The following is a 26,949-nucleotide window of genomic DNA, read 5'->3' as shown; positions in this document are numbered from 1 at the left end:
AGAAAAATTAATAAATCTGGTCAGTAGCCTTCAGAATTAGCTGGTTTCTATAAGCTGCCGCGGTGGCGTTGGCAGGCGAGTGCTCACTAAGGCAGCTAGAGCAACCATTATGGCCGAGCTCCACAGGCAAGTCTGAAGCCCTCCCAGCATAAATAGGGTTCCGGAGAGCACGGTGCCGAGTAGGCGACCTGCTGCATTTGCCATGTAATAGAAACCCACATTAAGGCTCACAGATTCAGTGTCGGTGTATGCCAGCACCATGTAGCTGTGAATTGATGAATTCATCGCAAACACCACGCCAAATACGGCCAATCCCCCCACTACTGCTACCCCAGGCTGGCCAACCTCTCGCCACAACGCAATTGCAATCAGGGCTGGAATAGCGGTGAGGACCGCACTCCAAAACTGCACTGCTGCTACTCCTGGAGGTGCGCTCTGGCCCCAGGCCCTGCGCAGGGCCGGGGCCGACCCCTGCACGATTCCGTAGCAGATCACCCACAGGCCCATGAAGCCGCCTACTTCCCAGGAGCGCCACCCCAGGGCGCTCTGTAGAAATACGGGTAGGGCCACCACAAACCATACGTCTCGAGCACCAAATAGGAAGAAGCGAGCCAGCGACAACACGTTGATGCCGCGGCTCTTGGAAAACAGCGCTGTGAAGCCAGGCTTCTGTTTCATCTTGCCGATTTCTGCAGGCAGCACCAGGGTCACTAGGAAAGCCAAAAACAATCCGGCCGCCATTGCTGCCACCGCGAGATTGAAGCCGATTGTGGTGAGCAACACTCCGCCAAGAAAGAAGCCCACACCTTTGAGGGCATTTTTGGAGCCGGTGAGAATCGCTACCCACTTAAAAAGTTGACCCTCTCCCTTGCTGTGGTTTTCCGGAGTTTCAGGTACCACGGTTTTAATGGCGCTCTTGGCACTCATTTTGTTGAGATCTTTGGCTATGCCGCTGATCGCCTGGGCCACCATCACATAGACCACGCTCCACCATTTGGGCCAGTCTTCAGCCACTGGGATCAGCATCAGTAGTGCCGCCACCTGCATTAAGGTGCCGCACCAGAGAGTTAGCCGCAGACCAAAGCGAGCTCCCAGCCAGCCGCCATAGAGATTGGTGATGATGCCAAAAAACTCATAAAAAAGAAACAGAAAGGCGATTTCAAGGGTGCTGTAGCCAAGCTCGTGGAAGTGGAACACCACGAGCATGCGCAGGGCGCCATCGGTGAGGGTGAAGGCCCAGTAATTGGCCGTCACGATCATGTATTGCTGCAGGGCTGAAAGGGCGCGGCTCATGGCTCTGGCTCAGCGCTCGTCGATCAGGGCTACATGGCTCACCAGATCGGCCATGCGAGAGCTGTAGCCCCACTCGTTGTCATACCAGGCGTACACCTTGAGCTGGGTGCCATTAACGACCATGGTCGAAGCGGCATCGACTATGGCGCTGCGATCATCATTTACATAATCAACTGAGACCAGCGGCCTGGTTTCGTAGCCGAGAATGCCGCGCAGTGTTCCGTTGGCAGCGACCTCAAAGGCGCTGTTTACCTCCTCCACTGTCACCTCGCGCCTTAATTCAAATACCGCATCGGTGAGTGAGGCGTTTAGCAGTGGCACCCGCACGGCGTGGCCGTTTAGTTTTCCTTGCAGCTCTGGAAAGATCATTCCAATCGCCTTGGCTGATCCCGTGGTGGTGGGGATCAGGCTCTGCATGCAGGAGCGGGCCCGGCGCAGGTCACTTTTGAAGCCATCCACCACTACCTGGGTGTTGGTGACGTCGTGGAGGGTGGTGATCGAGCCGTGCTTGATGCCAAAGCCCTCGTGAATCACCTTCACGACCGGTGCCAGGCAGTTGGTTGTGCAGGAGGCCGCCGTGAGCAAACGGTGCTGCTCGGGGTCGTAGAGGTGGTGATTGATGCCGAATACAACGTTGAGGGCTTCGGCCCCGGCGATCTCACCCTTCACTGGGCAGGCCACCACCACGCGCTTGAGGCCTACCTGGTCGAAGTAGGGATGGAGTGTTTCCGGTGTTTTGAACTTGCCGCTGCACTCCAGCACCATCTCCACGCCAGCTTCCTTCCAGGGCACGGCGGTGGGATCGCTCTGGCGCGTGTAGCTCACCGCCTGGCTGCCCACGAAGAAGCCGCGCGTATTTCCTTGCACCGCCTGTTGCCAGCGGCCATGAACGGAGTCGAAGGCGAGCAGGTGGGCGGCGGTTTGAGCATCACCGCCGCAATCGTTGACGTGGACAAGCTCAATGCCGGGACGGCCCCACAGGGCCCTAAACACCAGGCGGCCGATGCGGCCAAAGCCGTTGATGCCGATTTTCATGGCGCAGAGCCGACAATGGCGGCATGGGTCGCCAGACCTTAAATCAACATCAGTTGATAGATCAACTAAAATTGGTGCATGAGTGTTCTAGATCACCCTGTGGCGCTTGATCCCGCCAAGGCTCGGGCCCTGCTTAAGGCCATGGCCGATCCCCTCAGGCTCCAGGTGCTTGAAGCCTTGGGGGTTGGTGAGCGCTGTGTTTGTGAGCTCACCAGTGAGCTCGGCCTGGCCCAATCCAAGCTCTCTTTCCATCTCAAGGTTTTGCGAGAGGCTGGGTTGATTGAGGCACGAGATGAGGGCCGCTGGGTGTACTACAGCCTGCGCACCGATGCGATTGAGCAGTTGCGCTGCTGGCTAGGGGATTTGGCTGCCAAATGCTCAACTCCTGCCCCCTCTTGCCGATGACCTCCCCTGCTCAAGAGCCCGTTTTGGCTCGACTTTCTTTGCTTGATCGGCTTTTGCCGTTGTGGATCCTTTTGGCAATGGCGAGCGGTCTGTTGCTTGGTCGCCTATTGCCTGGTCTTCAGTCGCTGCTTGGCACCGTGCAGGTAGGCCACACCTCCCTGCCGATTGCGCTGGGTCTATTGATGATGCTGTATCCGGTGCTGGCCAAGGTTCGCTACGGGGAATTAGCGCGGGTGGCCAGCGACCGCAAGCTGCTGGGGCTTGCGCTTGGTTTGGTTTGGGGTTTGGGACCCTTGCTGATGTTCTGCCTGGCTTGGCTGTTTTTACCTGATCAGCCCGAATTCCGTACTGGCTTGATCCTGATTGGTATTGCCCCGTGCATTGCGATGGTGTTGATCTGGATTGATCTGGCTGGGGGCGATCGGGAAGCGGCTGCTTTGCTTGTGGCCATAAATTCCGTTATTCAGGTGCTCGCTTACGCCCTGCTTGGCAGCTTTTATCTTCAGATCCTGCCGGGCTGGCTTGGTCTTAACAGTGAGGTGGTGAATTTCTCGCTTTGGGAGATTGCCAAGGCAGTGATGATTTTTTTGGGAGTCCCTTTGCTTGCAGGCTTCCTTACCCGACGCATTGGCGTGCGAACCAAAGGTGTGCGCTGGTATGAAAAAACCTTTTTGCCACGGCTTGCTCCCTGGGCCCTTTATGGCCTGCTGTTCACGATTGTGGTGATGTTCGCTTTGCAGGGTCAGGCCATTACATCTGATCCGCTTCAGGTGTTGTGGATAGCCATTCCACTGTTCATTTATTTCGTTCTGATGTGGAGCCTGGCCTTTGTCGTTGGCCGCTGTAGTGGCCTCGACTATCGCCGCACCTCTTCGCTCGCCTTCACTGCTGCTGGCAACAACTTTGAGCTGGCAATTGCCGTCAGTATCAGTGTTTGGGGTGTCACTTCCCAGCAGGCTCTGGCCGGGGTCGTTGGCCCCCTGATCGAGGTTCCTGTTTTGGTGGGCCTGGTTTACGTCTCGCGGGCTTTGAGGCGCTGGTTTCCTGTGGTTTATGAAAATTGAGCGCTTTCCCATGTCATGGGCTTCATGGCAGGGGAACTCTCACGGCGGGGGAGCGGGCGCGCCAGACTGTTAGGTAACGAACCATCACAGTGATGCCCAAGCCTCTTTGGCTGGTGCGTCCCCGCCCAGACGGGGGCTGCGATTACGTGAGTTTCCTGCCCGCCCAGGGACCTATTGGTGCGACCACGGTTGAGATGCGGGAAGGTAGCCACTTGCCACCCCAGCTTCCCCTGCTCAAGCACCGCAAGCGACTCGGGGCTGAGGAAGCAGAGAGCTGCAGCCGCCGACTGCAACTCGAGTCTGGATTTCTCTCTAGTGAGCCCCTGTTTTAGTCAGGCCTCGATACGCTGACCTCTAGGGAACGTTTTGTGATCCCCCCTGTGCCGTTCCGCGGCTTGTCATGACCCAACGCTCCGACCAGCCATCACCGGCTGCCGACCCCTCTGGCCCTTACGAGCTGCTGGGCGTGCCTGCTGATGCTGGCTTCGACGAGGTTCAGGCCGCCAAATTGGCCCGGCTCGACGAGGTGGGTGACGACACCATGGCGCGCTCGCGGATCGAGGCTGCCTACGACGCTGTCTTAATGGAGCGCCTCAAAGAGCGTCAGCAGGGTCGCGTGAGTAGCGCGGCTAAGTCCGCCTCCCAGCGGGAGCAACTGGCGCCGCCGCCGCCCAAGCTGGCAGTACCGGCCCTGCCTCAGCTTCAGTTGCCCAGGGTTTCCGCTCCCCAGCTCAGGCTTCCTGGCTTGGCTCTAGCCACTGGTCGGGAGCTCTGGTTCCCCCTGGCCACATCTGGGGCTCTACTGCTCCTACTGCTGCTCGCTCCAGGCTTCCCCCCGGATCTGGTGCTGGCCTTTGCTACCGCAATGGTAGTTATCAACCTGCAGTGGCGTAACCGCCGCTTCCTGGCTGCGGTGGGCTGGGGCTTCGCCCTTCTCTGCGCCGGATTGCTGGTGGGTGCGATTTTGGCCGGTGCTCTCTCCAGCACCTTGCCGCTTGGGTTGCCATTGAGCCTTACCCAAGTGCAAAGCCTGCCGGCTCTGCTGCTGTTGTTGCTTGGGGCCCTGCTGATTGGTTGATTTGGTTAATGACTTAACCAGCTAATTGTTTGATTATTGGAACAGCTCAGGCATTGCTACCTACATGCCAGGAGCGAACTCTGCGATTAGTTCGCTAAGTTCTGCTGACCCAACCGTGTAGATCTCATTACAGAAGTGGCAGATAAGTTCGGCATGGCCGTCTTCTACTAAAATTGAGTTGAGTTCGACGTGGCCAAGCAGTTTCAGGGCGCTGACGCTGCGCTCCCGGCTGCAGGGGCAGTGGAACCGCACCGGCGTACAGGCCTCAGCATCTTCCAGGGGCTGGGGATCGAGGTCTGGGAAAATATCTTCGAGCAGGTTGTGTAGCTGGCCTTCGCACTCGGCTAGTCGTTGGCTGAAGTGCTTCACCTCGCGGCAGCGCTCCTCGAGAAGGGCCACTAGGGCTGGTTCGCGGGCGGCCTTTGGCATCACCTGCACCAGCACGCCGCCACTGCAAACCACACCACTCTTGTCGAGCTGCTCGCCCACGAATACCGCTGAAGGGGTCTGCTCGGAGTGCAGCAGATAGGAAGCCAGGTCTTCGCCGATGCCGCCGCTCACCAGCTCCACCGTTGAGCTGAAGGGCTCGCCTTCACCCAGATCTCGCACCACGTGCAGATAGCCGGTGCCGCAGGCGGTTTTGAAGTCAAAGTGGGCCAGGCCTTCTGGATCTTTCAGCAGCTCGAGCTCCAAGCCCGGATAGCCCACATGGCCGCGCACAGTGCCGTTGCGGCCCGCATCCACCATCAGGCCCTTCAGGGGGCCATCGGAGGCAATGCGCAGGTTGACGCGGCCGTGGGCCACCTTCATCGAGCTGGCCAGCAGCAGCCCAGCCGTCATGGCGCGGCCCAGCAGGGCACTGGCGAGAAAAGAGAGCTGGTGGCGCTCCCTGGCGGTGCGGCTGGCCTGGGTGGTGCTGACCGCCACCATGCGGATGCCGCCGCCGGCGGCTGTGGCCCGGAGAAGTTGGTCGCTCAAGGCTGGTTTTCCTGGGGTGTGGCCATCGTTGGGGCCATCGTAGGCAGCGCGCCGAGGGGTTCCAGCTGGCCCTGCTCCAGTCGCCAGCCACCATCGATCACGCCGCGAAATAGCTCCGGCTCGTGGGTGACCACCAGCACGGCCCGCTCCTGGGAGAGGACCGCCAATAGCTCAAGGATTTCGCCACGAACGGCCCAGTCGAGGCCTGCGGTGGGTTCATCCAGCAGCAGCACCCGGGGGTTGCGCAGCAGCTGCACTGCCAGGGCCAGGCGCCTTTGCTGGCCGCCGCTGAGCTGCTCCGGCGCCTGCTGCAATGACAACCCTTCCATACCCACCAGCTGCAGGGCTGCCTGGGCCTCTTCTGCTGTGAGCCGGCGGTGACCGAGCTTCAGCTCCTGCCCCACGCTGAGGCCGAGGAAATGGCGCTCCGGAAACTGAAACACCAGGCCGCATAGCCAGCGCAGCTGGCGACCATTGAGCCGCTCGCCTTCCCACAGCACCTGGCCGCTAGAGGGCTCGGCCAAGCCGCTGATCACCTCCAGCAGGGTGGTTTTGCCACTGCCACTGCGGCCGGCCACCAGGGAAGCGCGGCCCACGGCCAGGGTGAGGCTGACGCCGCAGAGCACCGGTGCCACCGCCGTGGCCGGTTGGTAGCTGACGTTGCGGAGCTCAAGCATCCCCCCAGCATGCCGGCGGGCGTGTTTGATTGAGCCAGTTCTCTGTTGCAGCCAATCCGCCATGGAGGTGCGTTTCCGCGAATTCAATCCCTTCAACTGCTGGATCTGGATGCGTTTCCCCCACCCGGTGGGTTCGGGTGAGCGCGGCTACTTGGAAACCGCCTTCGATAGTTGGTTTTACCTGGGCAAGTTGGGGGGCTTCAACGCCGAAAACCTCCAGGCCCACGAGGAGGGAGCGGAGCTGGGCTGGATGGACTACAGCCACGAGGCTGCTGCCGGCGCCCTGCCAGCCCTGATGCACAACATGGGCCCTATGGAATATCAGGAGGAGTGGGCGCGCTGCTGGGTGGATCTCGGCACCAGTGATGCCTTCGCTCTCGACGTGTTGATCAATGCCTTGGGCCAGCTCAACAACGACGTGCTCGAAATTGAGGAGTTGCTGATTGGTGGCCTCAACGACGACTGGCCGATCGAGGAGCAACCCGATGCCCTGTTCCCTGGCCTCGATGAGCTTGAGGATGAAGACAACGACGAAGACGACAACGATGAAGATGACAACGACGAAGACGATGGTGAAGCTGGCGAAGATTACGAAGACCCCCAGTCCCGCGACTAGGAAGCAGCGTGACTCGGGATCTGCGCCGTCTGCTAATTACCCCCGGTCGCTTGCCCGCCGGCCCCTCTGCTGGCGCTGAGCTGGAGCTGGATCGCCAGGAGCTCCATTACCTCAGCCGGGTGCTGCGCTTGCGCCCCGGTGATCGCTTTGCGGTGGTGGATGGGGCAGGCAGTCTCTGGACTGCCCTGTTGGGTCCTGCCGATCAGGCTCTGCTGGAGCAGCCCCGCAGCTCCCCCCTGGCGTTTGAGCCTCCACCGGCGCCGCCACTGCAGCTGGCGGTGGCCCTGCCAAAGCGCGATGCCGACGTGTTGTTGCGCATGGCCTGTGAACTTGGTGTGGATCGGTTCACCCCTCTACAGGCACAGCGCAGCGTTGCCGCCGACTCCCTGAAGCCGGAGCGAGCAGAGGCGATCCTGCGGGAGGCGGTGGAGCAGTGTGAGCGCCTGTGGCAACCCCAGCTGGAAACGCTGCGGCCAGCTGCCGAGCTGCTGGGGGCCAGGCCTCCCGGTGGTTCAGGCCGGGGGCTGCTGTGCACCGCCAGACGGCCGGGCCTGGCCCTGCTAGCCCAGGCGCTGGAGCGCTTAGGAGAACCTCCTGGTGCCAGCGAGCCGCTCACTGTGGCGATTGGCCCGGAGGGGGGCTGGACTCCAGGGGAGGAAGCCTTGGCGCTGGCCCACGGCTGGCAAGCCGTGAGCTTGGGCACCACGATCTTGCGTTGCAGCACCGCTGCAGTGTCGGCAGCAGGGCTGCTCAGCCACTGGCGTGCCCAGCTGAGTTAGTTGCGGAACATGCCAGAGGCCATCGCCTTATAACCAGCCAGGTTTGCGCCGGCTAGGCGACGGCGGCTTGGCAGGGCGTTGGTGGGGTTGAGGCAGTCGGGGGCGAAGGTGACGTTGCTGGGTGGGGGCAGGGCCTCCTGGGCGGCCCGTAATTCGGCAGCGATCGCTTCAGCAGTGGTGGGTGCAGTGCCTGCTGGAGCTGGGCTCGCTGGTGTTGCTGCATCAGCAGCATCTGGAGTGGACGAGCCAATTCCTATTTGGAAAGTTGCCGCTTGGCTGGCTTCCGGTTCGCTGGGATCGGGCTTGGCCTCGGCGATCGCCACCTGCGCTGGTGTGGCCCCTTCGCTGCCTAGATCTAAGAAGAAGGAGGCCTTGCGGTTGAACACCATCACGGCAGCAGCGTCGTAATGGGGATTATCCGTTGCTGCGCTGCCCTCTGACGCTGCTGCCACGCTGTGCAACACACTTTGTTGGCGCCGCTGCTGCCCTGTGCTGATGTCTGCCCAGGACCTTGTAGTGCCGGCCCTGCTCTCCCCTGCACTCGTCGCCCCCCAGACCTGGAGCCACTGGCTCCTGGCCGTGGCCCTCAATGCGGTGCTGATCTTCCTTGCCCAGCGCCTGCCCCTGCTCACCCGCGCTGGCTGGGTGCATGCGGGCATCCTCGGCAGCTTGCTGTGGGGTTGCCTCGGCCTGCGGGGCTGGCTGGCGGTGGTGATCTATCTGGCTCTGGGCTCCCTGGTGACGCGCCTGGGCTTTCGCACCAAGCAGGCGCGGGGATTGGCGGAGGCGCGGGGCGGGTTGCGAGGGCCGGAGAACGTTTGGGGTTCGGCCGCTACTGGTGCCCTACTGGCTGGCGCCGCCGCCCTGGCGCCAGCAGCGGCGCCGCTGCTGCTGGTTGGTTTTGCTGCCAGCTTCGCCGCCAAGTTGGCCGACACATTCGGCAGTGAAATCGGCAAGCGCTGGGGGCGCCACACGCTGCTGATCACCACCTTGCGTCCGGTGCCCCCCGGCACGGAAGGGGCGATCAGCTTGGAGGGCACCGCCGCCAGCCTGGCGGGCAGTGCGCTGATGGCGGCCCTGATGCTGGCCCTGGGGCTGCTGGCTGGCAGCGGCGCCTGGCTGCTTGTGACCCTGGTTGGACTGGGGGCCACCTTGATCGAAAGCCTGATCGGAGCCAGCTTCCAACAGCGTTGGGGCTGGCTCAGTAACGAGCTGGTGAACGGGCTTCAGACGGCGATCGCTGCGCTGCTGGCGATGGCGTTCTCCTGAAGCCAGGCCAGCAGGGCCTCGCCACGCTGCCGGGCTTGGCGGCTGCTGAGCTTGTGCTCAAGGGCCAGCTCGCACCAGCCCAGACCCTCGATCCAGTGACCCAGCAGCAACCGCTGCTCGATGCCGCCCAGCCGGCTTAGCTGAGCCTGCAACCAGTGGGCCTCTAAAACCCTTTCGCCAGCCGTCAGATCTTCGCCCAGATCGTCCCCTGCGCTGGTTGCGGCTGTTGAACCGGCTGCCAGCTGGTCGAGCAGGGTGCCCGCCTGCTCGCCTTCGCCGCTGAGCGGGGCATCGAGACTGCGCACCTGCAGTGCCCGCTGCACTGCGCTGGCCTCCTCAAGTTGGGCGGTGTTGCAACCGAGCTCTAAGGCCAGATCTGCGGCGGCAAGCGGTGCAAGGCCCTGGCTGCGGCGCTGCTCCTGTAGCCGCCTGGCCCGTTGCTGTAGTTCCCGCAGCCGCCGGGGGGTGTGCAGCGGCTGGCCGTGGTCGCGGACGTCGTGAAGCATGGCGCCGCGGATGTAGGGCACCGCATAGCTGCTGAGATTGCAGGTTTGGCGCAGGTCGAAGGTCTCTACGGCCCGGATCAGCCCCAGGCAGCCTGCAGAAACCAGCTCATCAAAAGGTTGACCCGTGCGTTGGCGCTGGCGCTGGGCCACCATGCGCACCAGGGCCAGGTTGTGCTCTACCAGGGCGTTGCGCCACCAGAGCTTGGTTGCGGCGTCAGGGCTGGCGGCCATGGCCTCAAGCCAGCTGCGGTTGCGGGTGTGCAGCTGGGAGGGGCCCAGCTCGGCCTGGGCTGGATCGGCTTGGCCGCTGCGGCGCTGGCGGGCAGATGTTTTCGAGTGGGCAGATGCCATGGGGTGGAGGCGTCGGTGTTTTTACCTTCGCCGCGGTGCCTATCCGGCTGGCTCCCCCAGGGTGGTGAAGCGCTCTCACCCGAATGGGTGATATGTAATTGCTGCTTAGTAGCCCAAGGGGGTGGGCTCTTGGCGCAGCTGCAGATCGGCCCAGTCCAGAAGGGCCGGCCAGGAGCGCACCCGCTCAAATACCCGGCGATGCCCCTCACTGTTGAGGTGCAGGCCGTCGTTGCTCAGCCATAGGGGCCAGTCGGAATCGGCCAGCAGCCCCTCCAGCAGGGGCAGGAACGGCACATTCGCCTCCAGGCAGGCCTCTTCCAGCAGGGCCTCGTAGCGCCGGATGTCTGCCAGGGAATACCAGAGCACCCCGGCATAGGGCATGGCGCTCTCCTCCACCGGGGTGAGGCCGACCACATGCACCGCAGCGATCTCCTTGGCCTTGTGCAGCAGCTGCTGCAAGCCAAACAAAAAGCCTTCTGCATCCAGTTGGGGTCGCCCATCAGGCCGTCCCACCCGGGCGGTGTCGTTGAGGCCTATGCCGAGCAGGATCCCCTGCGGCAGCTGGCGTCGTAGCTCACCGCGGCAGCCAACCTCAGCGCTGAGGCGGGCTGCCAGTCGCTCCAGGCCATCGCCACGCACGCCGAGGTTGTAGAGCACCGGGCCGCCCGGCAGTTCCATCCAGTGGCGCCGCAGCCGCTCGCACCAGCCCCCCTCAAGGGGATCACCCCAGCCCAAAACGCCGCTATCGCCAAGTGCCACCAGCTTCCTGGGGATGGCCATCACCATGGGGGGTCTCCAGCAGCCACTGGCGTGCGCGGTCGCTGAGATCTTCCCCCAGCAAGGTCAGCAGCGCATAGGCCAGCACAAGAGCCAGCAGTTGGTCGCCGGCAAACGAACTCAGGGCTTCCAGCAGCTGGCTGCCCAGGCCCGTGGCCCCAACCAGCCCCACTACCACCGATTCGCGCAAAATCACATCAGCCCGGTAGGCGCCATAGGCCAAGTAGGGACGGGCCAGGCCGCTGAAGCGGCCGTAGAGCAGGGCCAGGCGAGGACCCACCCCTGCGGCCAGCAGGGCCTGCTCCTTATTGCCGCCACTGGTTTCGGCGGCTTCTAGTAGCAGGCGTCCGAGAATGCCCAGGTTGTGGAAGCCCAGGGCAAGGGCACCTGTGAGCACCCCGGGCTGGAGCACAAACAGAAGCAACAGCGCCGTTAGCGGTGGCGGCCATAGCCGGCCCAGGGCCCAAAGCCCCCGCACCAGCGCGCCCGCCGCAGGCCAGGGCGTCGCTAGAAGCAGTAGCAGCGGCGCCAGCCCCACAGCTAGGGCCGCGGCTACGAAGGTGAGCACCAGGGTGTTGCCTATCAGGCTCGGCCAGGGCAGGGCGGCCACGGATCCCCAGTCGGACGCGCCCAGCGGTGGCAGGCCTTGCCACTGCAACAGGGTGGCGGGCTGCACCTCCAGGCGCCATGCCACCAGCACCAGCACGGGCAGCGTGGCCATTGCCACAGCCACCATCTCCTGGCCCTGGCTGCCCACCCCCCGCTGGCTCAGGCCCAGCCGTGCCGGCATGGCCCAGCGACGCCGCAGCCAGCCCATCAGGGCCTCCAGCAGCAGCATCACCGCCAGTAGTAGCCACAGGCCGCTCCAAAGCTCGTTGAAGGCCAGCGATTGCAGGGTGAGGCGCAGCTCGGTGCCCAGCCCGCCCAGGCCAAAAACTCCCAGCAGGGTGGCGCTGCGCAAGGCGCATTCGAGCCGGTAGCCGCTGTAGCTGATCACCTGGGGCAGCAGGGGCGGCCCCAGGGCCGTGAATAGGGCGGTGGGGGCGGGGCTGCCGCCGCAGCGCAGGGCCTCCAGGCTGGCGGTGGGCAGGGCATCCAGCAGGTCGCTGACCACCCGGGCTACCAGCGCTCCAAACGGAATGGCGATTGCCACTACCGCCACCACTGGTTGAAGCCCGACCACCTGAAGCAACAGCAGCCCCCAGAGCAGCTCGTGAATCGAGCGCGGTATGGCTAGTAGGCGGCGTATCCAGCTGGCTGGAGCAGCGCTGCCGTAACAGGTGCGCCACACCACCCTTGAACTAGCGATTCCCAGCACCAAGCCCAGCACCAGGCTGCCGGCCCAGCCCAATAGGGCCATGCCGGCTGTTACGGCTAGGCCGCCCAGCACCGATCCCAGCACTATGGGATCAAGGGAAGGCCGCAGGGCTGCGGCAGCAAATTGCCCCACCAGCTCCCAGCCACCGCCATGGCTGATTCCCGGCAGCAACGCCAGCAGCGGCAGCACAATTAGGGCGGGCAGCAACACCCACAACGGCGCCGCTGGTCTCATGCCCCTGGGGTCCCGGCGTAAAGCTCCGTGAGCTGGCCTGGCTCAAGGCTGGCCATGGGTTGGTCAAAGACAAGGCGCCCGGCCCGCAGCCCCAGCACCCGATCGAAACCAGCCAGCAAATCGGGACGGTGCAGGCTCAGCAGCAAGGCCCGAGGCGGGTTGGCGAGCTCCAGCAGGAGGGTTAACAGCTCGCCGGCCAGGCGGGGATCAAGGCTGGCTAAAGGTTCATCGGCTAGAAGCAGTTCGGGTTCCTGTCGCAGTAGTCGAGCTAGGGCCACCCGCTGGCGCTGGCCGCCGGAGAGGGCGGAGACGGGCTGGCTGAGCAGGGCTGGATCGAGATCAAGCCGCTGCAACATCGTTGTGCAGGCCTTGGTCTCTAGGGGCATCAGCAGGTTGAGCAGGGCCCGCGGCCAGCCCCAGACCGCTAGCCGGGCGGCGTTGAGGTTTTGCTGCACGGTGAGCTCCTCGATCAGGCGCAGGTCTTGCCAGAGGGTGCCGATCCGGGCTTGCTGTCGTCGCCGGGCCCGTCCGCTGCGGGCCCGTGCCTCCCCTTGCCAAAACACCCTGCCCTGCTGCGGGGTCAGCAAGCCATTGGCCACGGCAAGCAGGGTGCTTTTGCCAGCTCCGCTGGGACCCAGCAGGGCGATCCGTTCACCGGCATCAACCTGCAGCGACACCCGATCAAGGCGAGGCTGGCTGCGGCCCTTGACGGTGATGTCTTGGAGGATCAGTAGGGACGTCACATGCGGGCCTGGTTCATCCGGTCATTTGGCTTTTAGCCATGACCGCTCAGAATTTCTTGCAGTTTTGCCTGCAGGCTGTCGCGAACCTCCGGATCTCCCACCAATCGCAGGATTCCGTCCCGGGGCCACCAGTTGAGCTTCAGATTGCTGACGCCATCTTCAAAAACGGCGAGCTCAAAAGCCCCCTTGTGTTGCCATTGACACGGCACCCCTAATTGGGCAACCAACTCCTTGAGCTCATCCAGGGATCCCTTGAACTCCATGGCGAACCGGACGTCATCGCGACCCAGGCTAAGCCCCTGCAAACCGAAGGCTTTCTTATTTCAGTAGCAATGGGCACGTTTGCCGAGGGCTTGATCGACTTTTATGTTGTGTATAAGGCAGGATTTGCTGAAATCAATTCAGTCAACCTGTTCAATCATTTTGATCCTTCATAGTGTCAATATCCTCTCGTTCAGATGAATTCGTCGGTCTATTTAGTCTGTTTGATCAAGACGGCGACGGGAAAATATCTGCGCATGAGGTGGAGCATGTTCTCGCCAGCATGGCTGGAGTGGTTGCTATTGAAGATCGCCAAGCTCTGCGTGATCTGGTTGGCTGCGATGGGGAGGTGGAGCTGGCGGCTTTCAGTGGCTGGGCCCAAGGCCGGCCAGGTTTGGCTGTTGCCTCCTGCCTGCGCGAGATCTTTGAATTAGTAGATAGTGATGGCAGCGGCAGCCTCAGTTTCCAGGAGCTGGAGGTGTTGCTTGCGGCCCTGGCGCCCTCCTGCGCCGATCTACCAGAGGCAGATCGGTTGCTGGCAGCCCTCGATCGAGATGGGGATAATTGCATCAGCGTTGAAGAATTTCTGCAGCTACTCGAAGCCGATGCGGTGATCGAGCTTTCGCTGGCAGATCTGAAGCGACTGAAAAAGACCCTGGCCCAGTATGTAAGCGCCTCCAGCCGCTCCAGGGTTGCCTTGGTGGAGGTCGATTGTGACCTTGGTGCTGGCACGCCGGGAGCTGGTTCTGGCATTGATTTGCTCAAGCAGGCCGCTGCCCGTCAGCAGGGGCTGCGCCAAATCAGCGATCGGTTGATTGAGGAAATCAAAGGTCAGACAAGGCCTGGAGCACGAGCCGCGGAGCTGGGCTCCGCCACCTCCACCCCCCACGCACGCCATATCGAGACGATTGCCGGAGTGATGCGGGAGGCGGCCGCCTTGGTGGCCTCCACCCTGGAGCGCGGATTGTTCCCAATCGTGATCGCTGGCGATCATTCCACGGCTGCCGCCACCATCGCCGGCATTCGCCAGGCCCATCCCGATCGGCGCCTGGGCGTGGTGTGGATCGATGCCCATGCCGATATCCATTCTCCCTACACCACGCCCTCCGGCAACATGCACGGCATGCCTTTGGCCATTGCCTCGGCTCACGACAACACCATTGAGGCCATCAACGAGCCCGATTCAACGACCAGGTTGCTTTGGCAAGAGCTCCAATATCTCAATGGCACAGGATCGCCGTCGATCCTGCTTGAAGATCTAATTTATGTGGCAGTACGTGATACGGAGCCTGCTGAAAATTTCACGCTTGAGCATTTCTCCATCCCGGTCATTACGACAGACGATGTTCGGCGATTGGGGCCAGAGCAGGCAGCTCAGCGCTGTCTAGATCATCTCAGCCAAGTCGAATTGATCTATGTGAGCTTCGATGTGGATTGCATGGACTCCACTATCTGCAAGGGCACCGGCACGCCCGTGCCTGGTGGCCTTTGGGCTGATGAGGCTCGCCAGCTCACCCGGTCCCTACTGGCAGACCCTAGGGTTTGCTGCTGGGAAATCTGTGAAATTAACCCCCATCTAGATAGTCTTAATACCTTGGCAGAAGTGTCACTTAGCGTTTATCAGGATGTGTTAGAGGTGCTCGACGCCCGCCTCTAGGCCGATGGACAGGTCTGTGAAATCGGCCTTTGAGCTGCTTAGAGATTTGCTCGAGCCTGCTGTTGACCTGCCCTCCAGGCTTCAACAGCTGCTGCCCACCATGGGCACCCTGCATCAGCTGCATGGCCCTGTCGCGCGACTCAACCCCGGCCTGGTTTCGCTATTGGCAGGTTTACGTGGATTGGCCCAGGTGATCTTCATCAACAATCCCCTCAGTGGGCTGGTGTTGCTGTTCGCCTTCCTGGTGCAGTCGCCTTGGTGTGCTCTGTTGGCCCTGCTGGGTACCGCAGCTTCCCACTGCACAGCTCGGCTCCTCTGCTTGCCGGAGGGGTTGCGGAGCGAGGGCATCTACGGCTTCAACGGCGCCTTGGTGGGCTGCGCCGTCGCCAATTTCGCCCAGTTCGATCGCCCCCTCTCCAGCCTGATTTGGGCTGCTTTGGTGCTGCTTGGTGGTGCGCTGACCACCTTGCTGCTTGAGGGGCTGGGCAGGGGAATCAACCGTTCCCTGGGGCTACCACCACTCACCCTGCCGTTCATTCTTGTTACATGGGGCTTGCTGGGATTGGCTTCCCTTGCTCCGGGGGCGGCATTGGCGCTGGCCGAACCGGTCCCGATGCCCGAGCTTGCCAGCACCTCGCAGGCCCTCACCCATGGGCTGCTCCGATCCGCGGGTCAGGTTTTTCTCTGCGCCAACCCCTGGAGTGGCCTGCTGGTGTTACTTGCCACAGCCCTCGCCAGCCCCCTGGCGGCGGGACTGGGTTTGCTTGGTGCCCTGGTTGGCATGGCAACCGGCCTTCTGCTCGATGCCCCTTTGGATGCGATCGCCCAAGGCCTCTGGGGATACAACGGCTTACTGGTGGCGATCGCCTTGGGGGGGATTTTTTACGCCCCCAGCTGGGCCAGCTTGGCGGTGGGTCTGGGAGGTGCGGCTTTGGCGAGCCTGTTCCAGTGCGGTTGGAGCCTGACTCCAGCTCAGGGCTGGCCTTCGCTCACCTTGGCTTTTGTGCTTGCCACCTGGGTGATTCAGCTGCTGGTGCGTCGTGCCTTGCCGGCCCTGATTCCGGTTTCGCTGCACGCCACCTTGACCCCGGAGGAGCATCGCCAGCGCTTTGTGTTGGCCCGCACCCTGCTTGCCGATTTTCGTCAAAACCTGCACCTGGCAATCAGCGGCCAGCGCCGCGCTTTTTTGGCTGGACGGGTTCCGGCGCCGATGCGGCAGCAAATGTCGGCCCTGTTTCAGCGACTCGATCAAGACGGCAATAGCGATATCAGTGCGGCGGAGCTGCTCGATGGTCTGGGGATTGATCCCCAGCAAGACGGAGAGGGTGGAGTGCTGGCAGTCCAGCTGGCTGGGGTCTTGCAGGTCATGGACCTGGATGGGGATGGCCGGGTGGATGCCGAGGAGTTTGGTGAGCTGATGCTTCGCCTGCAGCGTTTGCACCTTGGCGAGGCTCGGCTGCTCAACTATTTGCTGCCAGTCGATGCCAATGGCGATGACCGGCTTGATCCGGCCGAGCTCAGGCGTCTGCTGGCCAGTGTGGGCGTACGTCCCCTTAATGCTGAGGAGGAGTCCTTCCTCTTCAGCCGCTCTCCCGATGGCCTCAGCTGGCTCCAGTTTGTAGACCAGCTGCTTCTTACATGAACCGGCCATCCCAACCTGAGCGCTCCTTCAGACCAGGGTGAGGCGGTAAACGATCAGCGCCAGGATCAGAGCCACTAAGGAAACCTCAATCAGATCAGGGCCGCGGGGATTCATGGACGTTTCAGGTGCGCCGCCGGTGCAGGCTGGCCGCTGATGGCAGGGCCAGGGCAAGGGCGAGGGCGGGAATCTCAATCAGCAGTTGGCCGTTGCCGAAGGTGATGAAGGCCAGATCAAGAAAGGCGATGCTGCGCAGAAACAGGGACCAAGCCTCATCGCCTTCATTATTGGCGCGGCTCCAAAGCACAAAGCCTGCCAGCAGCAAGACCAAATCAATCAACCAGACCACGGATCTGAGGCGCTGGAGAGGCTTGATTCTGAATGCTGCTGGACCCAAACGCCGGCCTGTGTCAGCGGATCTTGCCGATTTGCCGCCCCACCTGCTCGATCTGCTTGTATTCGTCCGGCTTCACCGTGGTGAATTGCTGGGCACCAAACAGGCTCAAGATCTGCTTTTGCTCTGGGTCAGTGGCTCGCCAGCTGATGATCGACTGGCGCAGCTTGGCGCTGAAGCCCTTGCCGAAGCGCTGGTCGAGGTTGGGCTGGCCCAGCCATAGGTAGTCGGGGTAGCTGGGGGTGCGCCAGATCTGCACCACCTTGCTGCGGTTGGCCTTCCCGCTGCGCAGGTTGCTCTTCCACACCTGCTCATTGACGGCGCCGGCGTCGTAGGTGCCGCTCTGCACCAGGGCGATGGTGGCGTCGTGGCTGCCACTGAAGCCGGGGGCTCCGCCAGCGAAATCAGCCAACTTGACGCCTGCCTGAGCGAGGAAGTACTGGGGCATCAGCCGGCCGGAGGTGGAGCTTTCCGAGCCAAAGGTGAAGCGCTTGCCCTTGAGTGCCACCAGCCCTTTCTGGTTCTGGATCGGCTTAAGGCCGCTGCGGGCATTGGCGATAAACACGGTGTAAAACTGCGCGTCGATGTCTCGCTGGGCAAGCATCTGGGCACCGGGTTTCTGCAGGCTGGCCTGCACGCCGGTGAGACCGCCAAACCACACCAGATCAAGACTGCCGGTGCGGAAGGCGCTAACAGCAGCTGCGTAATCGGTGACGGGCACGTAGCTGACCTTCACACCTAGTTGCTGGCTGAGCTCATCGGCCACCAGGCCGTAAAGGCGGTTCAGCTTTTCAGGGTTCTGGTCGGGGATGGCACCGATGCGCAGCACCTGCTGGGCTGCGGCCGCCGGCAGCAGGGAGGCGGGCACGGGGGGGAGGACCGCCGGTAGCAGGGCTAGGCAAAGCCCCGTCAATGCGGCGGTCAAACGTTCTCGGGTGGACATTTATTTGGAAAAGGTGGGAGTCAGAGGGCAGCCAGGAAGCGCTGCAGGCGCGCCAGGCCATCCTCAATCGTGGCAGGCCCGGCTGCGCAGGAAAGTCGAATGCAGCGGTCGTCGCCGAAGGCCACCCCTGGCACCACCGCTAGGCCCACTTCATCGAGCAGCCGGTTGCACAGGGTCATGGAATCGAGGCCAAAGCCGCTTACATCGGGGAAGGCATAGAACGCCCCCTCCGGCGGCAGCAGTTTCAATCCTTCGATTGCCATCAGCCCCGCACTCAGCAGGCTGCGGCGCTCGTTGAACTGGGCCGCCATGGCGTGCACGCAGTCGCGGGGCGCTTCGATCGCAGCCAGGGCGCCGAACTGGGCAAAGCTGCAAACGTTGCTGGTGCTCTGGCTTTGCAGGGCACTGGCGGCGGCTACCACTGGCTGGGGCCCAGCCAGCCAGCCGATGCGCCAGCCGGTCATGGCCCAGCCCTTGGCGAAGCCATTCACCGTGAAGACGCGATCGGCCAGGTCTGGCGCCACGGCGCCAAAGCTGTGGTGGGCGTGGCCTGGGGCCAGCAGGAATTCGTAAATCTCATCGCACACCACGGCCACCTGGGGATGGCGGCGCAGCACGGCGGCAATCGTCTCCAGCTCCGGCCGGCTCAGCACCATGCCGGTGGGATTGCCGGGGCTGTTGAGCACAAGCAACTTGCTGGCTGGAGTGATGGCTGCCTCCAGTTGGGCCGGATCGAGGCGGAAGCCTTGGGCCGCTGAGCTGGGCAGCATGGTCACCGTGGCGCCGGCGAGCTTGGCGATTTCTGGATAGCTGAGCCAGTAGGGCGCCGGCAGCAGCAGCTCGTCGCCGGGCTCGAGCAGCACCTGGAACAGGTTGTAGAGCGCCTGCTTGCCGCCGTTGGTGACCAGCACCTGCTGGGCGGTGGTGGGTATGCCGTTTTCAGTGCTGAGCTTGGCGGCGATCGCATCGCGCAGGGCAGGCTCGCCGGCGGCTGGGCCGTAGCGGGTATGGCCTGCCTCCAGAGCAGCCGTGGCGGCCTGGCGGATGAAGGCCGGGGTATCGAAATCAGGTTCGCCGGCGCTGAGGCTGCAGATGTCTTGGCCATCGGCCTTGAGGGCCTTGGCTCGGGCAGCAATGGCCAGGGTGAGGGAGGGCTGGAGGGCCCGGGCCCGGGCAGAGAGGGCCGGAGTGGTGGTGGGCGCGGCGGTCATCCCTGTGTCCGGCATCAGGACGCGCGGCATCAGCACTGGCTGGCATCCTGCCTTACGGATTTGCCGCGTACGGTTCAAAGGGGCACGAAATGGCCAGCTAGTTACACGTTGATGGTTTTGCCGTGACGACACCTACCCCTGCCCCAGCCGAGTCCCTGGGGCAGTTGCTGCTCGATTGCGCAGCCTGTCGCCGCTGTGGTCTGGCCGCGGAGAGGCAGCAGGTGGTGGTGAGTCGGGGCAATCCCGCCGCCCGGCTGATGCTGATCGGCGAGGGACCCGGCGCTCAGGAAGACAGCGCTGGCTTGCCTTTTGTAGGTCGCTCCGGCCAGCTGCTCAATCAGCTGCTGGCTGCCGCTGGCATCGACAGCAACCGAGATGCCTACGTTTGCAATGTGGTCAAGTGCCGCCCCCCTGGCAACCGCAAGCCCAAGCCCATGGAGCTGGCCGCCTGCCGCCCCTGGCTTGATCATCAGATCGCTTTAGTGAATCCGGCCGTGATCCTGCTGGTGGGGGCCACGGCGCTGGAGGGGGTGCTGGGAATTAAGGGCGGCATCACCAGCCTGCGGGGCCAGTGGCACGCCAGCGAGATTGAAATTTTGCGGGGCCGGCGCCTGATGCCGGTCCTGCATCCCTCCTATCTGCTGCGCTTTAACTCGCAGGCCGAGGGCTCGCCCCGCGCGCTCACGGCAGCCGACTTCCAGGAGGTACGCCGATCCTTGCTGGCCAATCCCGCCCGCCTTGCTGAACTGCTCAATCCGTTTGACACCCTCGTCGCTTAAGCGGCTTTTGTGACAGGCTTTGCCCTTCCCGGCCCCCCGCTTCACCCAGCCATGACCGGCACCCCGGCTCCCTACGACAGCGTGGCTCCCTACGTCACTCCGGCTCGCTACGACACCGTGATTCACCGGCGCCAGACCCGCAGCGTGCGGGTGGGAGATATCTGGATCGGCAGCGATCACCCGGTGGCGGTGCAGTCGATGATCAACGAGGACACCCTCGATATTGAGGGTGCCTCCGCCGGCATCCGGAGGCTGCACGAAGTCGGTTGCGAAATCGTGCGACTTACGGTGCCTTCCCTGGCCCACGCGAAGGCGGTAAAAGAAATTCGCCAGCGCCTTGAAGACACCTATCAGCCGGTGCCATTGGTGGCCGACGTGCACCACAACGGCATGAAGATTGCACTGGAGGTTGCCCAGCACGTCGACAAGGTTCGGATCAACCCGGGTCTGTTCGTGTTTGACAAGCCCGACCCAAATCGCACCGAATTCAGCCCCGAGGAGGTATCTGCCATCGGTGAGCGCATCGCCGAAACATTTGAACCGTTGGTTCAATTGCTCAAGCAGGAGGACAAGGCCCTGCGCATCGGTGTCAACCATGGCTCCCTGGCTGAGCGGATGTTGTTCAGCTACGGCGACACGCCCCTGGGCATGGTGGAGAGCGCCATGGAATTCATCCGCATCTGCGACCGGCTCGACTTCCACAACATCGTGGTGTCAATGAAGGCCTCGCGGGCGCCGGTGATGATGGCCGCCTACCGAATGATGGCCGACCGCATGGATGCGGAGGGCTTCCCCTACCCCCTGCATTTGGGAGTCACCGAGGCAGGCGATGGCGACTACGGGCGAATTAAAAGTACCGCCGGCATTGCGCCCTTGCTGGCTGAGGGTCTAGGCGACACGATCCGGGTGTCACTCACTGAGGCCCCCGAGAAGGAAATTCCTGTTTGCTACTCGATCCTGCAAGCCTTGGGGCTGCGCAAGACGATGGTGGAATACGTGGCCTGCCCCAGTTGCGGCCGCACCCTGTTCAACCTGGAGGAGGTGCTGCACAAGGTGCGCAACGCCACGTCCCACCTCACCGGTCTGGACATCGCCGTGATGGGTTGCATCGTTAACGGGCCGGGCGAAATGGCCGATGCCGACTACGGCTATGTGGGTAAAATCCCCGGCACCATTTCCCTCTACCGGGGCCGGGAGGAGATTCGCCGGGTGCCGGAGGCCGAGGGAGTGGCAGCCCTGATCGCCCTGATTCAGGAGGATGGTCGCTGGGTTGATCCCTGAGCGCCTGCTCACTTCCGGTAACCCGCCCCGGTTAAAACCAATCAGCGGCGCTAGTTTGAAGAGACGTTTCCCGCGCCGCAACGGCTTTTCCTGATGGCCAGCCCCCGCACCAGCCTGCTCGTGCTGGTCGGTATTGGTGCTTGTGCGGCCACTGCGGTCGTGGCCAGGGAATTGGTGACCCCTCCCGGTGGCTCTACCCGCATCAGCGACAGCCCCAAGGAAGTAATCGACCAGACCTGGCAGATCGTCTTCCGCGACTATCTGGATATCAACGGCAAGTACAAGCCAGAGCAATGGCGCAGCCTGCGGCGTGACGTGCTCGCCAAGAGTTACGGCAGCTCTAAGGAGGCCTATGAAGCGATCCGGGGCATGCTCGGCAGCCTCGATGACCCCTACACCCGTTTTCTCGATCCAAGGGAATTCAAGGAGATGCAGATCGACACCTCCGGAGAACTCTCCGGGGTGGGAATCCAGCTGAGCCTGGATAAGGAAACAAAAAATCTGGTGGTGGTTTCACCAATTGAAGGTTCGCCCGCATCGAGGGCTGGCGTTCAGCCCAAGGATGTGATTGTGGCGATCGACGGGAAGTCGACCAAGGGCATGAGCACCGAGGATGCCGTCAAGCTGATCCGTGGTCAGGCCGGCACCACGGTGACCCTCACCCTCAAGCGCAAGGCTCAGACCCTGGAGTTGCCCCTTACTCGGGAGCGCATCGAGCTCCATGCCGTCGACCACCAGATCAACACCAGTGCTGATGGCGTCAAGGTGGGTTATATCCGCCTCAAGCAATTCAATGCCACCGCCACCAAGGACATGCGCCTGGCGGTGAAGGACCTCGAAGAAAAGGGGGCCCAAGGTTATGTGCTGGATCTGCGCAGCAACCCAGGCGGCCTGCTGATGGCAAGCGTGGAGATTGCCCGCCATTGGCTAAACGAAGGCACGATCGTTTCCACCAAAACCCGTGATGGCATCCAGGATGTCAAGCGCGCAAACGGCCGCGCCCTCACCACCAAGCCCATGGTGGTGCTGGTTAATGAGGGTTCAGCTAGCGCCAGTGAAATTCTCTCCGGCGCCCTTCAGGACAACAACCGGGCTGTGCTGGTGGGCCAGAAAACCTTCGGTAAGGGCTTGGTGCAGTCGGTGCGGGGGCTATCTGATGGCTCAGGGATGACCGTGACCATCGCCAAATACCTCACCCCCAGTGGCCGCGACATCCACAAGCACGGCATCGACCCTGATGTGACGGCAAAAATGACTGAGCTCGAGTCCCAGCGCCTCAAGCTCGAGGATCTCGGCACCAAGAAGGACAGCCAATACCGGGTGGCGGAATCCACGCTGGTGAAACGGCTTCGCAATGCAAACAGCGTGGAGAAGGCCTATAACCCACGCAGCGCCAATGTGCCGGCGGCCGTGGCCCCCCAGGACTCCAGCGCGCCATAGGCGCTGTAGCTCCTGCGAATTTCCAGGTGAATACCCGGTTCGGGCTGCCAGCACAGGGCTACCTCTTCTGGCACCCCAGACTGCCGGCGATCCGCCGTTTGGAGTGTTACGCCTAAAGCTGCCAGCAGGCTCCAGATCAAGCCAGCGCTAGCGGGGGCCGGGCTAGCTAGGGCCTGGAGCGGCGCGGGAGGTAATGGTTCCTCCATCCCTGGCCTCGCCTCGCTTACAACCACCAGCGATTCGAGCCGTTCGCTGCCATGGCGAATCACGGCGCGGCGGCGCCGCTCTCCCCACACCAAGCAGAGCTCGCTCACCCAGGGCCAGGCACCGATGCGATCGGGGCCCAGGCTCCAGTGCCCCTCTGGGCTGATTTGCATTTCCGCCGGAGGCTCATCAAAATCCATTGAGCGCACCTGGCCACTGCTGACGTTGGTCAACGCAGCCATCACTTTGCCGCCTTGGTCTTGCACTGAGAGCTGGCTTTTGAAGCGCTCCTGCTCCAGGCCACGGCCATCACAGCGAATGAAGCAGCCATGCCAATCGCCAGAGTTGTGGGCGAGCAAGGTTTCTCGCCGCATCTGGGCAGTAAGCGGCGAGAATGGCGTATTCATATAGAAATTTGGTGGCTGTGCCGCTTGATTCGCCCCCACCTCAAATGAACCACCCTGCGTCAATTTGGGAGATGAAACCCTGGTGGTGCCAGCCTTGGAGCATCTTGCTCACCGGTGCAATTGTGGTGGCAGGGAGCTGGGTGCTGCTTCAGCGTTGGTGGATCACCGCGCCTGTAGCCCTAGGAGTGCTTGCTTGGTGGCTGCTTTTTCTTGTTGTGGTGCCAGCTGGCTATCAGGCTGAACTGCGGGCTGGACAAGGATCAGACAAACTTTGAGCTGGTCTTGATTTCAAGCGCCTAGCTAGGCGGAATCAGGCGACCGGCTGCATCAGTCCACCGCCGGGGCCGGAATCGTCATCATCGTTGTTGTTGCCGGCACCTGGTTGAAGCATGGCGTACATGCCGATCGCCAGGAGGCTCACCACTCCAGAAACGAGGCTGAACCCGCCCCCTAAGCCCGAACCTGCTCCGATCACTTCGCCCATGGATCGCCGTTACACAACTTCTCATGAATGTAACGGATTTTTGCGGAATCTGGTTGGTTAAGGGGCCCTTGGGCCCAGGAGCGGCTCGCTGGCGGCGCCTACACCGCCAACACCTCTTCGTTGCGGGCCTTGAGCTGCTCGCGCCGCTGGGCTTCGGTGAGGCCATCGCTGCCTGGGATTTGCTCCGCCATTTGGTTGAGCCAGCCCATCAGCTCCTCGAGCTGCTTCTCAGCAGGCAGCACCCCCAGGCCCCGGGCCAGCACCTTGGCGGTGGCGCCCGATCCGGGCTGAAACACCAGGCGGCCATGGAGGTGCTGGGGCAGGCCCTGGCGCAGTAGGCGGAAGGCGGGCTCCTCCATGGGGGTTTCCAGGGCGATGTTGGGTTTTTCCGGCTTGATGCGGGAGAAGCCGCAGCGCTTGGCCACCAGCTTCAGCTCCATCAGCTGCAACAGCGAGATAACCGGCGCCGGAATGGCGCCGTAGCGATCCACCCAGCCGGTGGCCAGCTCCAGCAACTCCTCCTTGCCGCCGCACTCGGCGGCGGCCCGGTAGGCGGCGATCTTCTCGTCGTTTTCCGTGATCCAATCGCCTGGGATGAAGGCGGTCACAGGCAGGTCGATCTGGGTGTCTTCCACCACTGGGATGTCCTGGCCTTGGATTTCAGCCAGCGACTCCTGCAGCATCTCCATATAAAGGTCGAAGCCGATGGTTTCCATCTGGCCGCTCTGCTCCACCCCCAGCAGGTTGCCGACGCCACGGATCTCCATATCGCGCATGGCCAGCTGGTAGCCCGATCCCAGCTGGGCGAATTCCTGAATCGCCCGCAGCCGTTGCCGTGCAGCTTCGCTCAGGGATGCATTGCCGGGATAAAACAGCCAGGCATGGGCCTGGATACCGCTGCGCCCCACCCGGCCCCGCAGCTGATAGAGCTGGGCCAGTCCGAACTTGTGGGCGTCCTCGATCAGGATCGTGTTCACCCGGGGGATGTCGAGGCCGCTCTCCACGATCGTGGTGCAAAGCATCAGGTCGGCTTCGCCGGCGTTGAAGGCCACCATGGCGCTCTCCAGCTCGCCTTCAGCCATCTGGCCGTGGGCGACCAGCAGCCGCAGACCCGGGATCATTAGCCGCAGGCCGGAGGCCACATCCTCAATGCCCTCCACCCTCGGCACCACGTAAAAGATCTGGCCGCCGCGGTCGAGCTCCTGGCGGATAGCGCTGCGCACCGCCTCCTCGTCGAGGGCGGCCAGGTGGGTCTTGATCGGCCGGCGCAGCGGCGGTGGTGTGGTGATCAGGCTCATCTCCCGCACGCCGGAAAGGCTCATGTAGAGGGTGCGGGGGATCGGTGTGGCCGAAAGGGTCAGCACGTCTACGTCTTTTCTCAGCGCCTTGATCTTTTCTTTCTGGTTGACGCCAAAGCGCTGCTCCTCATCCACCACCAGCAGACCCAGCTGCTTGAAGCCGGTGCTTTTGGAGAGCAGCTGGTGGGTGCCCACCACCACATCGACCGTGCCTGCGCCCAACCCTTCCAGGATTGTTTTGCGTTCGGCGGTGGTGCGGAAGCGGTTTAGCAGGCTCACCTTCATTGGGTAGGGCGCAAAGCGCTCCGAAAGGGAGCGCCAGTGCTGCTGCGCCAGCACCGTTGTGGGGGCAAGCATCGCCACCTGCTTGCCCGCCGTGACCGCCTTGAAGATGGCCCGGATCGCCACCTCCGTTTTGCCGAAGCCCACGTCGCCGCACACCAGCCGGTCCATTGGCTGGGGCTGCTCCATATCCCGCTTGACATCGGCGATTGCCTTCACCTGGTCGGGGGTGGGCTCGTAGGGGAAGGAGTCTTCGAGTTCGTGCTGCCAGGGGCCGTCGGCGGGGAAGGCGAAGCCCGGTGCCTGGTGGCGCTCGGCGTAGAGCTTGACCAGATCCACCGCCACCTTGCGCACGGCCTTTTTGGCGCGCTCCTTGGCCTTGGCCCAGGCCGTGCCGCCCATGCGGTTTAGGTCTGGAGGCGCATCGGTGCTGGCGCGGTACCGGCCGAGGCTGCCCAGCTGGTCGGCGGCCACCCGCAATAGGCCGTCGGCGTATTGCACCACCAGGTAGTCGCGGGATTCGCCGCCGATCGCCAGCTTTTCCAGCTTCAGAAACTTGCCGACGCCGTGGTTGCGATGCACCACGAAATCGCCCGGCTGCATCTTGCCCGGATCCACGGTGCGGCTGGCAGCCTTGCGGCGCCGGCGCACGTAGCCGCTGGCGGCCAGGGCGTGCTGACCAAAGAACTCCCGGTCGGTGATCAGCACCAGCCGCCAGGCCGGTAGCTGCAGCCCTTCGAGCTCGGCGGTGCCCTTGGTTTTCAGGGCCACCGGCGTGGCCTGCTCCACCAGTCGGTCGATGGCCGGAAAGTCGGCCGGATTGGGCACGAAGCGGGTGACGCAGTCGTGTTCCTCCAACAGGGCTACCGCCCGCGAGGGCTGGGCCGACAGCAGCCAGACCGTGGCTTTCTCGGCCACAAAGCCCTTCACCAGGCCGGCCAGCTTGCCGAAGGCGTTGGGGTAGGCCGGCACCGAGCGGGAGGCCAGGTCAAAGCTGTTCGGGTGCTGGTCGGTTTCGTGCAGCTCGGCCAGATCGAAACCCGCAAACACCTCCGCCTGCTCCAGGGCGTCTGCCGCGGGGCGATGCAGGAGCGGCGGCAGGATGGTTGGCGCCGCGCTGGCATCTAGTTCCAGCTCCTTCACCACGTCGGCGTAGTGGTCGCAGGCATGGTCAAACCACTGCTGGCCATGGGAGAGGCAGTGGCGCCGCTCATCGATGGCGATCAGGGTGTGGGCCGGCAAATAATCCAGTAGGGAGGCCGGCTGCTGCCAGGCCAGGCCCATCAGCCGCCGCATGCCCTCCGGGGTGCCCCCTTCGAGTAGCTGCTCGAGGGCCTCCGGGCTGAGCATTTGCGCGAGCCCATCCGGCATCGACTCGCGCAGGGCATCGGCGATCAGGGGGCCGTAGCCGGTGGGTGTGAGTCGCACCACCTCGATGGCGTCTAGGGAGCGCTGGGAGGCGGGATCGAATTCCCGCAGTTTCTCCAGTTCTTCGCCAAACAGCTCCAGCCGCACGGGCAGCTCGGCACTCACCGGAAACACATCA

General features: G+C 63.0%; 28 protein-coding genes and 1 pseudogene. 13 read left to right on the top strand and 16 right to left on the bottom strand.

What is annotated here, in order from left to right; all coding sequences use genetic code 11:
• Positions 1–36 precede the first annotated feature (36 nt).
• Both arsJ and KBY72_RS02610 read right to left on the bottom strand, forming a co-directional pair.
• Positions 37–1,293, bottom strand: a complete 1,257-nt coding sequence (gene arsJ / locus KBY72_RS02615) for an organoarsenical effux MFS transporter ArsJ (protein ID WP_254960664.1) — start codon at positions 1,291–1,293, stop codon at positions 37–39.
• A 9-nt stretch (positions 1,294–1,302) separates the two neighbouring features.
• Positions 1,303–2,328, bottom strand: coding sequence for an ArsJ-associated glyceraldehyde-3-phosphate dehydrogenase (locus tag KBY72_RS02610; protein ID WP_254960662.1), 1,026 nt, complete (start codon positions 2,326–2,328; stop codon positions 1,303–1,305).
• Between the two features lie 78 nt (positions 2,329–2,406).
• Between KBY72_RS02610 and KBY72_RS02605 the strand changes: the two genes are divergently transcribed.
• From KBY72_RS02605 to KBY72_RS02590, 4 genes are all read left to right on the top strand, one after another.
• A complete protein-coding gene (locus KBY72_RS02605; RefSeq protein ID WP_254993020.1) occupies positions 2,407–2,733 on the top strand; it encodes an ArsR/SmtB family transcription factor in 327 nt (108 codons plus the stop codon).
• Positions 2,730–3,797, top strand: coding sequence for an ACR3 family arsenite efflux transporter (gene arsB / locus KBY72_RS02600; RefSeq protein ID WP_254960658.1), 1,068 nt, complete (start codon positions 2,730–2,732; stop codon positions 3,795–3,797). Before KBY72_RS02605 ends, arsB begins: the two co-directional genes overlap by 4 nt.
• 92 nt (positions 3,798–3,889) lie before the next feature.
• A complete protein-coding gene (locus KBY72_RS02595; RefSeq protein WP_254993019.1) occupies positions 3,890–4,129 on the top strand; it encodes a hypothetical protein in 240 nt (79 codons plus the stop codon).
• 68 nt (positions 4,130–4,197) lie between these two features.
• A complete protein-coding gene (locus tag KBY72_RS02590) occupies positions 4,198–4,875 on the top strand; it encodes a CPP1-like family protein (RefSeq protein WP_254960656.1) in 678 nt (225 codons plus the stop codon).
• 60 nt (positions 4,876–4,935) lie between these two features.
• On the opposite strand, the gene hslO is transcribed toward KBY72_RS02590, so the two are convergent.
• Together hslO and KBY72_RS02580 are read right to left on the bottom strand one after the other, a co-directional pair.
• Positions 4,936–5,853, bottom strand: a complete 918-nt coding sequence (gene hslO / locus KBY72_RS02585; protein ID WP_254960655.1) for an Hsp33 family molecular chaperone HslO — start codon at positions 5,851–5,853, stop codon at positions 4,936–4,938.
• Entirely contained in the window at positions 5,850–6,530 is a 681-nt protein-coding gene (locus KBY72_RS02580; protein ID WP_254960654.1) for an ABC transporter ATP-binding protein, read from the bottom strand. Before KBY72_RS02580 ends, hslO begins: the two co-directional genes overlap by 4 nt.
• A 61-nt stretch (positions 6,531–6,591) precedes the next feature.
• Between KBY72_RS02580 and KBY72_RS02575 the strand changes: the two are divergent.
• Positions 6,592–7,035 (top strand): annotated as a pseudogene (locus KBY72_RS02575) (DUF3531 family protein); the annotation flags it as partial.
• A 119-nt stretch (positions 7,036–7,154) separates the two neighbouring features.
• Positions 7,155–7,925: a 16S rRNA (uracil(1498)-N(3))-methyltransferase gene (locus KBY72_RS02570; RefSeq protein WP_254960653.1), complete on the top strand. Its 771-nt coding sequence runs from the start codon at positions 7,155–7,157 to the stop codon at positions 7,923–7,925.
• Here KBY72_RS02570 and KBY72_RS02565 read toward each other — a convergent pair.
• On the bottom strand, positions 7,922–8,377 hold the full coding sequence (locus tag KBY72_RS02565; RefSeq protein ID WP_254960652.1) for a hypothetical protein: 456 nt from the start codon (positions 8,375–8,377) through the stop codon (positions 7,922–7,924). The genes KBY72_RS02570 and KBY72_RS02565 overlap by 4 nt on opposite strands.
• A 43-nt stretch (positions 8,378–8,420) precedes the next feature.
• Here KBY72_RS02565 and KBY72_RS02560 point away from each other — a divergent pair, with 43 nt between their 5' ends.
• On the top strand, positions 8,421–9,194 hold the full coding sequence (locus KBY72_RS02560) for a DUF92 domain-containing protein (protein ID WP_254960651.1): 774 nt from the start codon (positions 8,421–8,423) through the stop codon (positions 9,192–9,194).
• Here KBY72_RS02560 and KBY72_RS02555 read toward each other — a convergent pair.
• The 5 genes from KBY72_RS02555 to KBY72_RS02535 form a co-directional block, all read right to left on the bottom strand.
• The gene (locus KBY72_RS02555; protein ID WP_254960650.1) at positions 9,152–10,051 is read right to left on the bottom strand and encodes a sigma-70 family RNA polymerase sigma factor; all 900 of its coding nucleotides are present in this window, start codon (positions 10,049–10,051) and stop codon (positions 9,152–9,154) included. The genes KBY72_RS02560 and KBY72_RS02555 overlap by 43 nt on opposite strands.
• Positions 10,052–10,156: 105 nt before the next feature.
• Complete coding sequence (locus KBY72_RS02550) at positions 10,157–10,837, bottom strand: GDSL-type esterase/lipase family protein (protein ID WP_254960649.1); 681 nt, start codon at positions 10,835–10,837, stop codon at positions 10,157–10,159.
• Complete coding sequence (locus KBY72_RS02545) at positions 10,794–12,380, bottom strand: PhnE/PtxC family ABC transporter permease (RefSeq protein ID WP_254960647.1); 1,587 nt, start codon at positions 12,378–12,380, stop codon at positions 10,794–10,796. Before KBY72_RS02545 ends, KBY72_RS02550 begins: the two co-directional genes overlap by 44 nt.
• On the bottom strand, positions 12,377–13,123 hold the full coding sequence (locus KBY72_RS02540; protein WP_254960646.1) for an ATP-binding cassette domain-containing protein: 747 nt from the start codon (positions 13,121–13,123) through the stop codon (positions 12,377–12,379). Before KBY72_RS02540 ends, KBY72_RS02545 begins: the two co-directional genes overlap by 4 nt.
• A 32-nt stretch (positions 13,124–13,155) precedes the next feature.
• Positions 13,156–13,386, bottom strand: a complete 231-nt coding sequence (locus tag KBY72_RS02535; RefSeq protein WP_254960645.1) for a hypothetical protein — start codon at positions 13,384–13,386, stop codon at positions 13,156–13,158.
• A 173-nt stretch (positions 13,387–13,559) separates the two neighbouring features.
• On the opposite strand from KBY72_RS02535, the gene KBY72_RS02530 reads away from it, so the two are divergent.
• Both KBY72_RS02530 and KBY72_RS02525 read left to right on the top strand, forming a co-directional pair.
• Positions 13,560–15,041, top strand: a complete 1,482-nt coding sequence (locus tag KBY72_RS02530) for an arginase family protein (RefSeq protein WP_254960644.1) — start codon at positions 13,560–13,562, stop codon at positions 15,039–15,041.
• A gap of 46 nt (positions 15,042–15,087) precedes the next feature.
• Complete coding sequence (locus KBY72_RS02525; RefSeq protein WP_254993018.1) at positions 15,088–16,683, top strand: urea transporter; 1,596 nt, start codon at positions 15,088–15,090, stop codon at positions 16,681–16,683.
• A gap of 121 nt (positions 16,684–16,804) precedes the next feature.
• Here the strand turns inward: KBY72_RS02525 and KBY72_RS02520 are convergent, their stop codons facing one another.
• From KBY72_RS02520 to KBY72_RS02510, 3 genes are all read right to left on the bottom strand, one after another.
• Positions 16,805–17,020, bottom strand: a complete 216-nt coding sequence (locus KBY72_RS02520) for a hypothetical protein (protein WP_261352332.1) — start codon at positions 17,018–17,020, stop codon at positions 16,805–16,807.
• A 70-nt stretch (positions 17,021–17,090) separates the two neighbouring features.
• Positions 17,091–18,017: a putative selenate ABC transporter substrate-binding protein gene (locus KBY72_RS02515; protein WP_254960642.1), complete on the bottom strand. Its 927-nt coding sequence runs from the start codon at positions 18,015–18,017 to the stop codon at positions 17,091–17,093.
• 20 nt (positions 18,018–18,037) lie between these two features.
• Positions 18,038–19,228 (bottom strand): pyridoxal phosphate-dependent aminotransferase, encoded by a 1,191-nt coding sequence (locus KBY72_RS02510; RefSeq protein WP_254960641.1) that lies wholly within the window; start codon positions 19,226–19,228, stop codon positions 18,038–18,040.
• A gap of 122 nt (positions 19,229–19,350) precedes the next feature.
• On the opposite strand from KBY72_RS02510, the gene KBY72_RS02505 reads away from it, so the two are divergent.
• The 3 genes from KBY72_RS02505 (at position 19,351) to KBY72_RS02495 (ending at position 22,728) form a co-directional block, all read left to right on the top strand.
• Entirely contained in the window at positions 19,351–20,007 is a 657-nt protein-coding gene (locus KBY72_RS02505) for a uracil-DNA glycosylase family protein (RefSeq protein WP_254960640.1), read from the top strand.
• Between the two features lie 51 nt (positions 20,008–20,058).
• Positions 20,059–21,288 carry a (E)-4-hydroxy-3-methylbut-2-enyl-diphosphate synthase gene (ispG, locus tag KBY72_RS02500; protein WP_254960639.1) on the top strand — a complete coding sequence of 410 codons (1,230 nt, stop codon included), beginning with the start codon at positions 20,059–20,061 and terminating at the stop codon, positions 21,286–21,288.
• A gap of 93 nt (positions 21,289–21,381) precedes the next feature.
• Positions 21,382–22,728 (top strand): S41 family peptidase, encoded by a 1,347-nt coding sequence (locus tag KBY72_RS02495; RefSeq protein WP_254960638.1) that lies wholly within the window; start codon positions 21,382–21,384, stop codon positions 22,726–22,728.
• On the opposite strand, the gene KBY72_RS02490 is transcribed toward KBY72_RS02495, so the two are convergent.
• Positions 22,665–23,339 (bottom strand): DUF3598 family protein, encoded by a 675-nt coding sequence (locus KBY72_RS02490; RefSeq protein WP_254960637.1) that lies wholly within the window; start codon positions 23,337–23,339, stop codon positions 22,665–22,667. The two genes, KBY72_RS02495 and KBY72_RS02490, sit on opposite strands and share 64 nt — an antisense overlap.
• Here KBY72_RS02490 and KBY72_RS02485 point away from each other — a divergent pair.
• Positions 23,327–23,614 (top strand): DUF6737 family protein, encoded by a 288-nt coding sequence (locus KBY72_RS02485; protein ID WP_315859515.1) that lies wholly within the window; start codon positions 23,327–23,329, stop codon positions 23,612–23,614. The two genes, KBY72_RS02490 and KBY72_RS02485, sit on opposite strands and share 13 nt — an antisense overlap.
• 35 nt (positions 23,615–23,649) lie before the next feature.
• Here KBY72_RS02485 and KBY72_RS02480 read toward each other — a convergent pair whose 3' ends face one another.
• Together KBY72_RS02480 and mfd are read right to left on the bottom strand one after the other, a co-directional pair.
• Positions 23,650–23,823 (bottom strand): hypothetical protein, encoded by a 174-nt coding sequence (locus tag KBY72_RS02480; RefSeq protein ID WP_254931841.1) that lies wholly within the window; start codon positions 23,821–23,823, stop codon positions 23,650–23,652.
• 98 nt (positions 23,824–23,921) lie between these two features.
• The coding region (gene mfd, locus KBY72_RS02475) for a transcription-repair coupling factor (protein ID WP_254993016.1) at positions 23,922–26,949 on the bottom strand (3,028 nt) is incomplete at its 5' end.

The sequence above is a fragment of the Cyanobium sp. BA5m-21 genome, assembly GCF_024346235.1.
Classification (GTDB): Bacteria; Cyanobacteriota; Cyanobacteriia; order PCC-6307; family Cyanobiaceae; genus Cyanobium_A; species Cyanobium_A usitatum.
Note: the sequence above shows the minus strand (reverse complement) of the source record. Positions and strands in the feature narration are given on the sequence as shown.